The organism is Wenyingzhuangia sp. IMCC45467, assembly GCF_054111205.1.
In genome coordinates this window covers 3,367,823-3,381,885 of the sequence record NZ_CM134196.1, presented here as the reverse complement: position 1 = coordinate 3,381,885, position 14,063 = coordinate 3,367,823, and the positions used below count along the sequence as shown (strand labels likewise).

The 14,063-nt window shown below is 33.1% G+C and carries 11 protein-coding genes; 2 read left to right on the top strand and 9 right to left on the bottom strand.

Going from position 1 to position 14,063, the window contains the following annotated elements; genetic code table 11:
- Positions 1 to 34 precede the first annotated feature (34 nt).
- From ACXGQT_RS14375 to ACXGQT_RS14350, 6 genes are all read right to left on the bottom strand, one after another.
- Positions 35 to 1,459, bottom strand: coding sequence for a histidine-rich protein (locus tag ACXGQT_RS14375; RefSeq protein ID WP_457829269.1), 1,425 nt, complete (start codon positions 1,457 to 1,459; stop codon positions 35 to 37).
- Positions 1,460 to 1,481: 22 nt separating this feature from the next.
- Positions 1,482 to 2,033, bottom strand: coding sequence for a c-type cytochrome (locus tag ACXGQT_RS14370; RefSeq protein WP_457829268.1), 552 nt, complete (start codon positions 2,031 to 2,033; stop codon positions 1,482 to 1,484).
- 6 nt (positions 2,034 to 2,039) lie between these two features.
- Complete coding sequence (locus ACXGQT_RS14365) at positions 2,040 to 2,567, bottom strand: DUF3341 domain-containing protein (RefSeq protein WP_457829267.1); 528 nt, start codon at positions 2,565 to 2,567, stop codon at positions 2,040 to 2,042.
- Positions 2,557 to 3,957: an NrfD/PsrC family molybdoenzyme membrane anchor subunit gene (gene nrfD, locus ACXGQT_RS14360; protein WP_068826745.1), complete on the bottom strand. Its 1,401-nt coding sequence runs from the start codon at positions 3,955 to 3,957 to the stop codon at positions 2,557 to 2,559. Before nrfD ends, ACXGQT_RS14365 begins: the two co-directional genes overlap by 11 nt.
- Positions 3,958 to 3,989: 32 nt before the next feature.
- Positions 3,990 to 7,043 (bottom strand): TAT-variant-translocated molybdopterin oxidoreductase, encoded by a 3,054-nt coding sequence (locus ACXGQT_RS14355; protein ID WP_457829266.1) that lies wholly within the window; start codon positions 7,041 to 7,043, stop codon positions 3,990 to 3,992.
- Positions 7,044 to 7,105: 62 nt separating this feature from the next.
- Positions 7,106 to 8,311, bottom strand: coding sequence for a c-type cytochrome (locus tag ACXGQT_RS14350; RefSeq protein WP_457829265.1), 1,206 nt, complete (start codon positions 8,309 to 8,311; stop codon positions 7,106 to 7,108).
- A gap of 251 nt (positions 8,312 to 8,562) precedes the next feature.
- Between ACXGQT_RS14350 and ACXGQT_RS14345 the strand changes: the two genes are divergently transcribed.
- Positions 8,563 to 8,868 (top strand): hypothetical protein, encoded by a 306-nt coding sequence (locus ACXGQT_RS14345; RefSeq protein ID WP_457829264.1) that lies wholly within the window; start codon positions 8,563 to 8,565, stop codon positions 8,866 to 8,868.
- Between the two features lie 2 nt (positions 8,869 to 8,870).
- On the top strand, positions 8,871 to 9,647 hold the full coding sequence (locus tag ACXGQT_RS14340) for a LuxR C-terminal-related transcriptional regulator (RefSeq protein WP_457829263.1): 777 nt from the start codon (positions 8,871 to 8,873) through the stop codon (positions 9,645 to 9,647).
- Positions 9,648 to 10,069: 422 nt separating this feature from the next.
- On the opposite strand, the gene ettA is transcribed toward ACXGQT_RS14340, so the two are convergent.
- From ettA to hisS, 3 genes are all read right to left on the bottom strand, one after another.
- Entirely contained in the window at positions 10,070 to 11,761 is a 1,692-nt protein-coding gene (ettA, locus tag ACXGQT_RS14335) for an energy-dependent translational throttle protein EttA (protein WP_457829262.1), read from the bottom strand.
- Positions 11,762 to 11,910: 149 nt separating this feature from the next.
- Positions 11,911 to 12,576 (bottom strand): GTP cyclohydrolase I FolE, encoded by a 666-nt coding sequence (gene folE, locus ACXGQT_RS14330; protein WP_420896125.1) that lies wholly within the window; start codon positions 12,574 to 12,576, stop codon positions 11,911 to 11,913.
- Positions 12,577 to 12,622: 46 nt separating this feature from the next.
- Positions 12,623 to 13,999, bottom strand: coding sequence for a histidine--tRNA ligase (gene hisS / locus ACXGQT_RS14325; RefSeq protein ID WP_457829261.1), 1,377 nt, complete (start codon positions 13,997 to 13,999; stop codon positions 12,623 to 12,625).
- Between the last annotated feature and the right edge of the window lie 64 nt (positions 14,000 to 14,063).

Sequence of the window (14,063 nt, the reverse complement as noted above, 5' to 3'; positions counted from 1 at the left end):
TGTCTTAATTTTTTTGCAAATGTAATGATATATATTAATAATGGAAATGTTCACTTTCGTGTAAGAAAGGATTTCCTTTTGCAATTAATGGTGCTTTACTAATTGATGTAAATGCAGCATAAATAAACAATCCTAAAAAGAATAAAACACTTCCTATTTCACCCCATCCGAATCCCCATTGATCTCCAACAGTTGCTGGCATAATCATTACGAAAACATCTATATAGTGACCAATTAAAATTATAGTTCCTGTTCCTAATACTATTTGAGGAATACGTTTAAAATCACTATTAACCAACATTAATACAGGCAAGATAAAGTTTAAAGGAATCATTCCTAAGAATAATAATTTATATTCATCAAAACGTTGTACAAAATAAGTTGTTTCTTCTGGCATATCAGCATACCAAATTAACATAAATTGAGCAAACCATAAATAAGTCCAGAAAATAGAGAATCCGAACATGAATTTAGCTAAGTCATGTAAGTGACTGTTATTTACTACTTCTAAATATCCTTTAGATTTTAAGTAAACTGTTACCATTGCTATTACAGTTAACGCAGATACAACTCCTGTTGCAAATACATACCACCCAAATAATGTAGAGAACCAGTGCGGATCAAGTCCCATAATCCAATCCCAAACAGACATAGATTCTGTGAAAATGAAGAATGCTAAGAAAGCTACACCTAACTTGTAATTTTTATAATAATTTTTTAAATCGCTTGCATTGTCTTGTAATACAGAGTGTTTTCTATTTAAGAAACGGAAAACATTCCATCCTACTAAATAAATGATACTACAAATTAACCATCTTGGAGTGTTTAACCAACCTGATTTATTTGCTATAATAGGATCAAAATTAGGTGAGGATGGGTCTACAGTTCCCTCTGCCATCCAAACAAATAAGTGATTTCCGTGGAAAGCTGTTACTACTAAAAATACTAAGAAGATAGCTGACACATATGGTAAGAATCCTGAAATTCCTTCCATAACTCTAAACAATACAATTGACCATCCAGCTTGCGCAACTCTTTGAATATTTAAGAAAGCAAAAACTACAACTGTTACAAATGTAAAAAAGAACAACGCTACATAAAAAGCAGCCCATGGTCTATTCTGTAATTGATGTAATACATGTGTTAAATGATGATCTCCGTGAGCTTCTGTTCCATGTGCATCGTGGTTTGCTTCTACATGATGATCTACATGTGTTTCATGAGCAGTATCTGTATGATGAGCCTCTTTATCTTCATGCTCATGATGTTCATCATGGGCAACTGTTTTTGTTTCATGAGCATCACCGTGTGCTCCATGTCCAGCTTCTTGGTGTGCTAATATTTCAGCAGCTTGTGCTTCTGTACTAGGTGCAGAGGCAAAACTGATAATAATACCTATTAAACCAATTACCATTAAGGCAATAGCTGTAATCTTTAATTTACTTGAAAATTGATACATAATTTATCTAAGTGTTTGGTAATTATTTTAACAAGTTGTTTCTTAATTCCTGAACGTGTTTAACAATTAACCAACGTTCTTTCTCTGTTAACTGAGAAGCATGAGATCCCATCATGTTTTTACCATGCATAATTACGTGGTAAATACTTCCTTCAGTAATATCTCTATCCTTATAATTAGGTATACCTAAGAACTTCTCTCTTTTAACTAATTCCCCTTGTCCATCACCTTTTTTACCATGACATACTGCACAATAAATATTAAACAATTGAGTTTCTTTGTTACTATCAAAGTCCTCTGTTGTTAAAGGAGATTTTAAATTTAATTTAGCTTCTTCATATCCTTCGTTAGTATCTGGATATTCGTAAGGAATATGTCCTCTTGGAATGGTTCCAACAACTGGTTCCTGTGCTTCAATTCCGTTTGCAAATACTTTACTTTCTTCATAAGGTTCTCCTGAAACTGACTGATACATATCTGGCATGTATTGTAAGTTACGTTTGGTCTTATCGCATGAAGTAAAAACTAATGTTACTATTGCTATAACTGTTGTTATTTTAAATAATCTACTCATGAGTTCTTAGTGCTTTTCAATTACTTTAATCTCAACAGCATTAGTAGTATTTAATAAAGCTGTTAATTCTTCTTCATTATCTTCTACAGGAATTTCCATTAAAAAAATATCATCTGTAGTTCTTGGGTCAGGATTTTCTGCTTCTTTAAAAGGCCATAATCTACTTCTCATATAAAAAGTAATTACCATTAAGTGAGCAGCAAAAAACACTGTTAATTCAAACATAATTGGTACAAAAGCAGGCATGTTGTAAACCCAAGCAAAATTTGGTTTACCTCCAATATCTTGTGGCCAATCTTGAATCATCATATAGTTAGTCATCCAAATAGCGAAAGACAAACCACACAATCCGTATAAGAATGCACATATTGCTAAACGAGTATGTGGCAATCCTAATAATTTATCTAAACCGTGAACTGGAAACGGTGTAAAAACTTCTTCAATGTGATGATTAGCATTTTTAACTGTTTTAACAGCATCCATTAAAACATCATCATCATTATATAATGCGTGTATAACTTTATTAGTGCTCATTTTTTCCGTCTCTTAATTGTTTATAATGTTCTCCTGAAGATTTCATAATTGTTTTTACTTCTGCCTGAGCAATTACAGGGAAAGTTCTAGCATATAATAAGAACAATACAAAGAAGAATCCAATTGTTCCAACGAATACACCAACATCTACAAATGTAGGTTCAAAACGAGTCCATGTAGATGGTAAATGACCTTTACTTAATACAATGGCAATAATATCAAAACGCTCAAACCACATTCCTATATTAATTGCAATAGAGATAATGAAAGACCAAATAAAACTTCTTCTAACCTTGGTAATCCACAACAACTGAGGGATAGCAATGTTAAATAAAATCAATGACCAAAAAGCCCATCCATAAGGTCCTGTTGCAGCACCTACAGACATATAAGTATAGTTTTCATAAGGAGATCCTGTGTACCAAGCGATAAAAAACTCAGATGCATAGGCTACAGCTACAATACCACCAGTAACTATAATTACTATGTTCATGTATTCAACATGTAAACGAGTGATGTAGTTTTCTAAGTTTGATACTTTTCTCATAATTCCCAATAACGTTTGTACCATAGCAAATCCAGAGAAGATTGCCCCAGCAACGAAGTAAGGAGGGAAAATTGTTGAGTGCCAACCTGGGTTGATAGAGGTAGCAAAGTCCATAGATACAATAGTGTGTACAGAAAGTACTAATGGAGTTGCCAAACCAGCTAATACTAAAGAAACCTCTTCAAAACGTTGCCAGTCTTTAGCTCTACCAGACCAACCAAAAGATAACAAAGCGTATATCTTCTTTTGGAAAGGCTTGACTGCTCTATCTCTAATCATTGCAAAGTCAGGTAATAAACCTGTCCACCAGAAAACTAATGATACAGATAAATACGTTGAGATTGCAAATACATCCCATAATAATGGTGAGTTAAAGTTAACCCATAAAGATCCAAATTGGTTTGGAATAGGTAACACCCAATATCCGTTCCAAGGACGTCCCATGTGAATTAATGGGAACAAACCTGCCTGGAATACGGCAAAAATTGTCATTGCTTCTGCAGAACGGTTAATTGCCATTCTCCATTTTTGACGGAATAACAATAATACTGCTGAGATCAATGTACCGGCATGACCAATACCTACCCACCATACAAAGTTGGTAATATCCCAAGCCCATCCAATGTTCTTGTTTAATCCCCAAACTCCAATTCCTGTTCCGATGGTATATAAAATACATCCTACACCCCACAAAAATGCTACAAGTGCAATACCGAATGCGATATACCAATTTTTATTTGCCTTACCCTCTATTGGTTTTACGATATCCATTGTGATATCGTGGTAACTCTTTTCCCCTAAAACTAAAGGTTCTCTGATGGGTGCTTCGTAATGAGACGACATATAATCAATTTTAAATTTTAGTTATTCCTTTTTTAAGCTTCGTTTGTGTTTCTGATTTTAGTTTGATAAACTACATTATTGTCGGTTCCAATGAACTCTAACAATCTATATGCACGCTCATCTTTACGTAAAGCAGTAACTTCATCTTCTGGGTTATTAATATCTCCAAACTTGATAGAACCTGTAGCACAAGCACTAGAACAAGCTGTAGTGAATTCATTAACATCAACTGGCCTACCCTCTTTTTTAGCATCAAGAATAGTTTTTTGAGTCATTTGAATACACATAGAACATTTTTCCATAACTCCACGAGAACGTACTACTACATCTGGGTTTAATACCATTTTACCAAAGTCATCATTCATATTGAAATCAAACTCATCATTGTTATTATATTTAAACCAGTTAAAACGACGAACTCTATAAGGACAGTTGTTAGCACAGTAGCGAGTACCAACACATCTGTTGTAAGCCATTTGGTTTTGACCTTGACGACCGTGAGAAGTTGCAGCTACTGGACAAACAGTTTCACATGGTGCGTGATTACAATGCTGACACATAATTGGTTGGAAAGCAACCTGAGGATTTACTGATTCTACTGTCTCTAAAGACTCATAAAAAGCAGCATTGTCTTGTGTAGTTGGAGCTGAATTTGTTTTTTTAGTCTCTAAACCTGCATCTCCTTCTGAAGTATAGTATCTATCAATACGCAACCAGTGCATATCTCTACCTACACGTACTTCATGTTTTCCAACCACAGGAACATTGTTTTCAGAGTGACATGCAATTACACATGATCCACATCCGGTACAAGAAGTTAAGTCTATAGATAAGTTAAAATGATGTCCTACCGAACGATCTTGATCATCCCATAAATCAACTGTTGTTACATCTACTTCTTGGTGTTTTAAAGAAACTTCTGGTCTAGGATTCCACTCTTCAGCATTTCCATGCTTATATTCTTCTAAACTAGTTTCTCTTAATATATCATGACGACCTGCTATTGTATGTTGTAATTGCTCACAAGCAAATAAGTGTTCTCCACCTGCATTTGCAACAGATGCTATTTGAGATCCACCAAAAGCAACTGCATAGGCATTTACTCCTAATAACATTTCTTTCTTTAATCCTTTTGTTTTACCATATCCATAAGATAAAGCTAAAGTACCTTGTGCTTGACCTGGTTGAATTAACACAGGAACATTCTCAATAGCCACTCCTTTTACTGTAATGGTTGCATACTGTCCATTAATAGCTCCATTGTCTTGAACTGGGTTTGTAAATCCTAATTTATCAGCATCTGCTTGAGACATTAATAAATAGTTATCCCAAGATGCTCTTGTTAACGGATCTGGTAATTCTTGTAACCAAGGATTGTTTGCTTGTTGACCATCTCCTAAAGCTACAGAAGAATATAATGTCAACTCAAACTCACCTGTTTTTGTATTTGCTTTTAACGCTTTTGCAGCAGCAGTAGTATCAATTGAGTTTACAGCTAATGCAGTAGCTTCTAAAGGAGCAAACCCATCATGTAAGGCCTTGTTCCATGAATTTCCATTTAAAATATTTGACTTTGCAAAACCAGATAAGTAATCATAATAAGAAGTACTTACTCCTGTCCATGCCAATACACAATCTTGAAATTGTTTAGTATCAAATAAAGGCTTGATAGTTGGTTGTGTTAAGCTGTATTGATTTGCAGTCATTTTAACATCTCCCCAAGCTTCTAAATAACTTGGAGTTGCTAAAGCATATTGCATTTCACTTAAAGTTTCATCTTCTTTAGATGAGAAACCAACTGTTAATTTTGTTTTTGCCAAACCTGCTTTAAAATCAGCAGCATTTGCTAATGTATAAACAGGGTTAGTGTTATAAGTAATTAAGGCTCCTATTTTACCCGCTTTTAATTCAGCTACTAAACTTGCTACTTCAGCATCATTTCCTCCACGAACATACTTTACATTAGTCGTATCTAAAATTTCTGAGTTTAAATAGTTATTAATAGCTAAAGCAATTAATTGAGCATTTTTATCTTGAATTCCAGTAACTACTACCGCTTTGCTTCCTGCTTTCTTTAATTGAGCAGCAGCTTGCTTGATAGCAGCATCACCAGGAGTTTTCTTAGACGGTAAACTTTGACCTGTTACAGCATTGTATAAATTAATCAAAGCAAAAGCTTGTTCAGATGGTTTTAACACCACACGTTTATCTGCATTTGCTCCTGTTAAAGAATAATTTGCTTCAAATTGAATGTGACGAGAAAATTTACCAGCTTTTACATCTCTACCAGCAGCATAAGCAGCCTCAAAACCACCTCCTTGCCAATCTCCTAAGAAATCTGCACCAATAGAAACAATTGTTTTAGCATCGTCTAATTTATAGTTAGCCAAGGCTCTTTCTCCATAAGCTTCCTCAAAAGCATCTAAAGCAGCAGATTCTGTAACAGCATCATAAACTACATGAGATACATTATTATACTTTTTAGAGAAATCAGCTATAATAGCACTTGTTGATGGACTAGCCATCGTACCTGTTAAGAAAACTATTTTTTCTCCTGCATTAGAAAGTTGTTCTAATTGTGCAGTAATTTTTGAATTTACATCAGACCAAGAAGCTGTATTTCCTTTTACTTTAGGACCTCTTAATCTTAAGCTATCATATAATGATAATACAGATGCATTTACACGTGCATTTGTACACCCTTTAGCTTCTTTATTTGGCAAAATAAAAACAGGACGTCCTTCTTTTGTTTTCACCAATACATTTGCAAAGTCAAATCCATCTGCTATGGTAGATGCATAATAATTTGCAATACCTGGAGTTACCTCCTCTGGTTTTACAACATAAGGAATCGATTTGATTACCGGTCCTTCACAAGCCGCCAAAGAAGCTGCTGCTGTTGTAAATCCAACATATTTTAAGAAATCACGTCTTGTTGTGCTAGACGTTTCTAAAGTTTCTTTATCACCTAAAAACGATTCAGGAGCCTGTCCTTCATTGAATTCGTTTTGTTCAAGCGAAGCAACAATAGAACTATTTTCATTTAGTTCCTCAACACTTTTCCAGTATTTTTTGTTTGATGCCATGGTTAATTTTGTTTTATCTATAATTGATGCTAACTATAACTTAGCTTAAAATCCTTATACTCTTAGTAGTGACACTTACCACATTCTTTACCTCCTAATTGAGCAATGGTAACTTTTTCCACTCCATATTTTTGAGATAATTGTTCGTGTATTTTCTTATAGTATCCGTTACCTGCAATGTTCACTTCTGTTTCTTTATGACAGTCAACACACCATCCCATTGTTAATGGAGCATATTGATACACCTCATCCATTTCTTCAACTGGTCCGTGACATTTTTGACACTTAACACCTGCAACCGTTACGTGTTGAGAGTGATTAAAGTATGCAAAATCTGGTAAGTTATGAATCCTAACCCATTTAACAGGTTTTGTTTCTCCAGTATACTTTAAGTTTTCTGCATCCCATCCAGCAGCATCATATACTTTTTGAATTTCCTTATCTAAATAAGCTTTACCCTTAGTATCAATCTTAGTATCATCTGCAACCTCTGAAATATTCTTATGACAGTTCATACAAACATTTACAGAAGGAATCCCTGATGTTTTAGAGTGTTTTGCTGAAGAGTGACAATATTGACAATCTATTTGATTATCTCCTGCATGTATTTTATGAGAAAATGCTATTGGCTGAACTGGCTGATAACCTTCATCTACCCCAACAGACATTAAAGCAGTGAATCCAAAGTAAACACCTAAGAAAACCAACACTATAGTAGATGCAATTTTTAAGAAACCATTGTTGCTTTTTAAGAAAACCCACCCTATTAACGCTAACAAAACCAATGTTACTACTATTGTAGCAATAGTTGGCAATATTTGACTTGGTGTAGACTCTACATCTATTGCTTGAGCAGCAACAGCAGCTCCAGCCTTCTTAACATCACCAACAGAAGTATAAGCTATAATACTTTCTATTTGAGTATCTGTTAAAAACTCAAAAGTACTCATGGCTACTCCACCGAACTCATCGTAAATTGCTTTTGCATCAGCATCTCCAGAAGCTCTTAATTTGTTATTGTTTTTGATCCATGCTTTTAACCAATCCATTTCTCGGCGTTCTGCTACATTTGATAATGCGGGACCAGTAGATTTTTTGTCTAACTTGTGACAAGAGGCACAATGCATGTTAAACAATGCTTTTCCGGCTTTTACTTGCTCGTCTGACGGCTTATCTTGTGCAGATAAACTTAAAGAAAAAGAGAAGAAAAGCGCTAAACTTAACTTTAAAACACTAGATAATTTTCTGTGTAATTTCACAATTTTCATACAGTTGTATAATAAGTTTTAAATATATTCTAACATGGAATTTATAAGACATGATAAATACCCATTAAATTTCACGTTAGGCAAAAGTAATATTATGCTTCCAATTGGAGAACAGATATACCGTCTAAAAGTTAATTTATAGATATTCTAAATAAGGTTTTTTTAGGATTAGTTTTATTATATTTGTTAGAAACAAAAACAAGTTATTCATGCATAATAAATTAATTATTATTGTTACCTTAGCGATAAGCATGTGTTCAATAACATCTATATATTCTCAAGAAGAAAAATCTTCTTTAGACTCTTTTATAACTAAAAAGCGTAACTATAACAAAACCAGTAAAGTTGGTTTTAGCGTGTTGCTTTATAACGGGAATGAAGAGCAGGCTTTAGACCTTTATAATAGTTTTAAGGAGGAGTATAAAGACATAAAAATAAAGTTAACGTATGTAAGTCCAGATTGGAAAGTTATGACAAAAGCATACAGCACAAAGATTGAAGCTGAACGCATTTATTTAATTATTAAAGAAAAACATCCAAACGCGAAAATTTTATAAAATTGATCGATAAGCAAAACATAGACCTCTATCAAGAAGTATTCAATACTATTAAAGATTATAATAAAGGGATTGTAAATACTCATATTCAAAAGCTTGAAGAGTTAGATAATTTTTTATTACCTAGTCAATCTTTTTTCATTCTTACCAATACAATTAACAATACTTATGAGTTTATTAGCAAAAACTTTGAAAAAACGCTTGGTTTAAGTATTGACAAAATGATGGAAGAAGGTGTTTCATATTGGTTTGACCATCATCATCCTAAAGATTTAGAAATTTGGTTAAACATTTTAAATGAGTTGATGTCATTTACCATGTCTGAAGTTCCTATAGAAGATAGAAAGAAACTTTCATACACTTGGAATTTAAGAATTAAAAACTCTAAAGGAGTATATGTAAATTTACACAAACACCAAACACCTATCGCTTTTGATCAATCAGGAAAGCCTATTGTGGGAATTAGTCATAACACAATTACATCAGAAAATGTAGAACTTCCTATGATTGCTTCTATAAAAAAGCTAAATGATAATAATGAGTACGAAACTATATTTTACAAAAACTATAGTCAAAACTTATTAACTGATGGTTTATCTAACAGAGAAAAAGATGTATTACGTTTGTTGGCACTAAATTATACCAGTAAAGAAATTGCTGATAAACTATGCATTAGTTCACACACAGTTGATGGACATAGAAGAAATATAATAAAAAAAACAGGTTTAAGTTCAACAGGAGAAATTATTCAATATTGTAAAAATCAACAGTTATTCTAAATTTTACTAATAATTACCACAAAAAAAGAGGTGCTTTTTTAAAGCACCTCTTTTTTTGTGGTAGAAACACTCAATTTGAGTGTTTCATAAAACTATATACTATCTTATATTTGTAGTAGAAAAAGTTGTTGGTTAACAAATGTGTTAATTTTCATGAAAAAGAAAAAATAAAGGTATTATTCGGATTTATTTTGTGTAATGCCTTTTTTTTAATCAATTTGTAAAAGTGTTTAAAAAACACTCAAATTGAGTATTTTTTTAGACAATTTTGATTATTAACTTTAGAATATCAAAGTTATTAAATCATAAATAAGAAATATATAATTTGAAGTTTTTATCGTTGAAAAAGGAAATAGTTGTTTAAGAAAAAAGACGTTACTTGCTATGGTAACGTCTTTTTTAATTATTTAGTATACTGATAATTACCTTATTAATTTTTTATATTTAATTCTCTTAGGCATATTATCTCCTCCTAATCTTTTAATTTTATTTTCTTCATATTCTGAGAACGAACCTTCAAAGAAATATACTTGACTATCTCCTTCAAAAGCAAGAATATGAGTACATACTCTATCTAAAAACCATCTATCGTGAGAAATCACCACAGCACATCCTGCAAAATTATCTAAACCTTCTTCTAAAGCTCTTAAAGTATTTACATCTAAATCGTTTGTTGGTTCATCTAATAAAAGTACGTTTCCTTCTTCTCTTAAAGTCATAGCTAAATGTAAACGGTTACGTTCCCCTCCAGACAATGTAGAAACTTTTTTATTTTGTTCTGATCCAGAAAAGTTAAATCTAGATAAATATGCTCTAGAATTTACCATTTTACCTCCCATCATGATTAATTCTTGACCTTCTGAAAAGTTTTCCCAAATTGATTTTTCAGGATCTATATTAGCATGGTTTTGATCTACGTAAGCTATTTTAGCTGTATCCCCTACTATAAACTCACCGTTATCAGGAGTCTGCTCTCCCATTATCATTCTAAAAATAGTTGATTTACCTGCTCCGTTAGGCCCAATAATTCCTACAATTCCATTTTGAGGTAAGTTAAATTCAAGGTTATCATATAATAATTTATCTCCAAAAGCCTTTGCTACATTTTTAGACTCTATTACATTGGTTCCCAAACGAGGCCCATTAGGGATATATATTTCTAATTTTTCCTCTACTTGTTTTTGATCTTGGTTCATCAACTTATCGTAGTTCTTTAAACGAGCTTTAGATTTTGCTTGCCTACCTTTGGCTCCTTGACGAACCCATTCCAACTCTCGCTCTAATGTTTTTTGACGTTTAGAAGCTGTTTTTTCTTCTCTAGCCAAACGTTGCCCTTTTTGGTCTAACCATGAAGAATAATTTCCTTTCCAAGGAATTCCTTCTCCTCTATCTAATTCTAAAATCCAACCCGCAACATTGTCTAAGAAATATCTATCGTGCGTAATGGCAATTACAGTTCCTTTATATTGTGCTAAGTGATGTTCTAACCAGTGTACAGATTCTGCATCTAAGTGGTTGGTAGGCTCATCTAACAACAATACATCTGGCTCTTGTAACAACAACCTACACAAAGCTACACGTCTACGCTCACCTCCTGATAAGTTTTTAATAGGTGTATCTCCTTCTGGAGTACGTAAAGCATCCATGGCAATTTCCAACTTGGTGTCTAATTCCCATGCGTTAGATGCATCTATTTGATCTTGTAATTCTGCTTGGCGAGCCATTAACTGATCCATTTTATCTGCATCAGAATATACTTCTTCTAACCCAAACATGTCGTTAATTTTATTGTATTCTTCTAGAATAGCCACTGTTTCTGCTGCTCCTTCTTTTACAATATCCATCACCGTTTTATCATCATCTAACTGAGGCTCTTGCTCTAAATATCCTACTGAATATCCAGGTAAAAAAGTAATATCTCCTTGATAATTCTTTTCTGTTCCTGCAATAATTTTCATCAAGGTAGATTTACCAGAACCGTTTAATCCTAAAATCCCGATTTTAGCTCCGTAAAAAAAACTTAAATGAATATTCTTTAATACTTGTTTTCCTGTTGATTGGTAGGTTTTACTCAATCCTGACATGGAAAAAATTACTTTTTTATCGTCTGACATATTTCTAAAATTTTGATAGGCTCAAAAATACTTCTTTTTTAACAAAGGATTACATATAAAATTAGTTGTTCCGAAATCATCTTATTAACAAAAAAAACCTGTAAAGCAAACTTTACAGGTTTTCATATTTAAAATGAATAGAGATTTTTTTAGAACTTAGTTTCTAATTTAATGTAATCTCTAAACTCTTTTTGTTTGTCAACATTTTTAAAAGCACCTCCAAACTCAGCTGTTACTGTTGAGCTTTCAATATCTTTTACACCTCTAGAATTTACGCACAAGTGTTTGGCATCTATAATACAAGCAACATCTTCAGTTCCTAAAGCCTCTTGCAAAGCTTTTACAACCTGACGGGTTAATCGCTCTTGTACTTGAGGTCTTTTTGCAAAATGATCTACAATACGATTCATTTTAGACAATCCTACCACAGTACCTTTAGAAATGTAAGCCACATGTGCTCTACCAATAATAGGCAATAAATGATGTTCACAAGTAGAGTACACCACTATGTTTTTTTCCACCAACATTTCACCGTACTGGTAACTGTTATTAAAGGTAGATAGTTTAGGCTTGGTTTCTGGGTTTAAACCACCAAATAATTCTTTAACATAGGCTTTTGCCACACGTCTTGGGGTTCCTTGCAAGCTATCATCTGTTAAGTCTAACCCTAACGTTTCCATGATTTCTTTAACGTTTTTTTGAATTTTCTCAATCTTTTCAGCATCAGACAATTCAAAAGCATCTGCTCGCATTGGAGTTTTAGTCACATCACCAATGTGGTTATCTCCTATATCATCAATCTCTTCGTAGTTCATTATGTCAATTTCTTGGGACATATTTATAAAATTATAGGGTGCAAATTTACGAATTAATTACGACTTGTAGCAATTCATTTAATTTATACACCAATTGTTCACCTGTACTCATATTTTTTAAGGTATAAGTACCCTCTTCTATTTCTTTTGATCCTACCAATACTACATATGGAATACTCCTTTTATTGGCATACATCATCTGCTTTTTCATTTTTGCATCACTTGGATACAATTCTGATTTAATTCCTTCTGCCCTTAGCTTGGCAATTGCTTTGGTCGCATAAAGTGCTTCTTCATTACCAAAGTTGATAAATAAAATATCTGGTCTTGGCTGAGCTACTTCTTTAAATAACCCTAACTCCTCTAAAACCAAATAAATTCTATCCAATCCAAAGGAAATTCCAACACCACTCATATCTTTTAAACCAAAGATTCCTGTTAAGTCATCGTAACGACCTCCACCACCAATAGATCCCATTTTTACACCTTCTGGAGCAGCTACTTCAAAAATAGCTCCTGTGTAATAATTTAATCCACGAGCCAAAGTTACATCTAAAGTTAGGTTTGCTGATTGTAATCCTATCGTTTCTATGGTATCTATAATGAATCTTAATTCCTGTACACCTTTGGTTCCTTCTACAGAACTTGCCAACATAGTTGCTAATTGGTTTAGCTTTTCTTGATTGGTTCCTGTAAAACTAAACAAAGGAGCTACTTTTTCTATGGCTTGTTCAGAAATTCCTTTTTCAAGCATTTCTTTGGTTACACCTTCTTTTCCAATTTTATCAAGTTTATCTAAGGCAACAGTAAAATCAATTAACTTATCACTAGCATCAATAATTTCTGCAATTCCTGATAAAACTTTTCGGTTGTTCATTTTAATAGTCACTCCATTTAAACCTAGTTTGGTAAAAACAGTGTCATATAATTGAACAAAATCTACCTCTTGCCATAAAGAATCACTTCCTACCACATCGGCATCACATTGATAAAACTCTCTAAAACGTCCTTTTTGAGGGCGATCGGCTCTCCAAACTGGCTGAATTTGAAATCTTTTAAATGGAAACTCAATTTCATTTTGATGTTGTACCACATAACGTGCAAAAGGCACCGTTAAGTCGTAACGCAAAGCTTTTTCACTTATGGCACTTATTAATTTTTGACTCTCTTTATTGGCTAATAAAGTAGCATCCGCTTTCTTTAAATAATCTCCAGAGTTTAATATCTTAAAAATCAATCGATCTCCTTCCTCGCCATACTTCCCCATTAAGGTTTCTGAGTTTTCAAAAGAAGGGGTTTCTATAGATTGAAATCCAAAAGTTTGGAAAACAGACTTAATGGTAGTAAAAATATAATCTCTTTTTGCTACTTCAACAGGAGAAAAATCTCTAGTTCCTTTAGGAATACTTGGTTTTTGTGCCATACAAATGCCTTGTTTTTTTGAAAGCACAAATATAATTAAGTTAACGGTTAATTGTTAGTGGTTA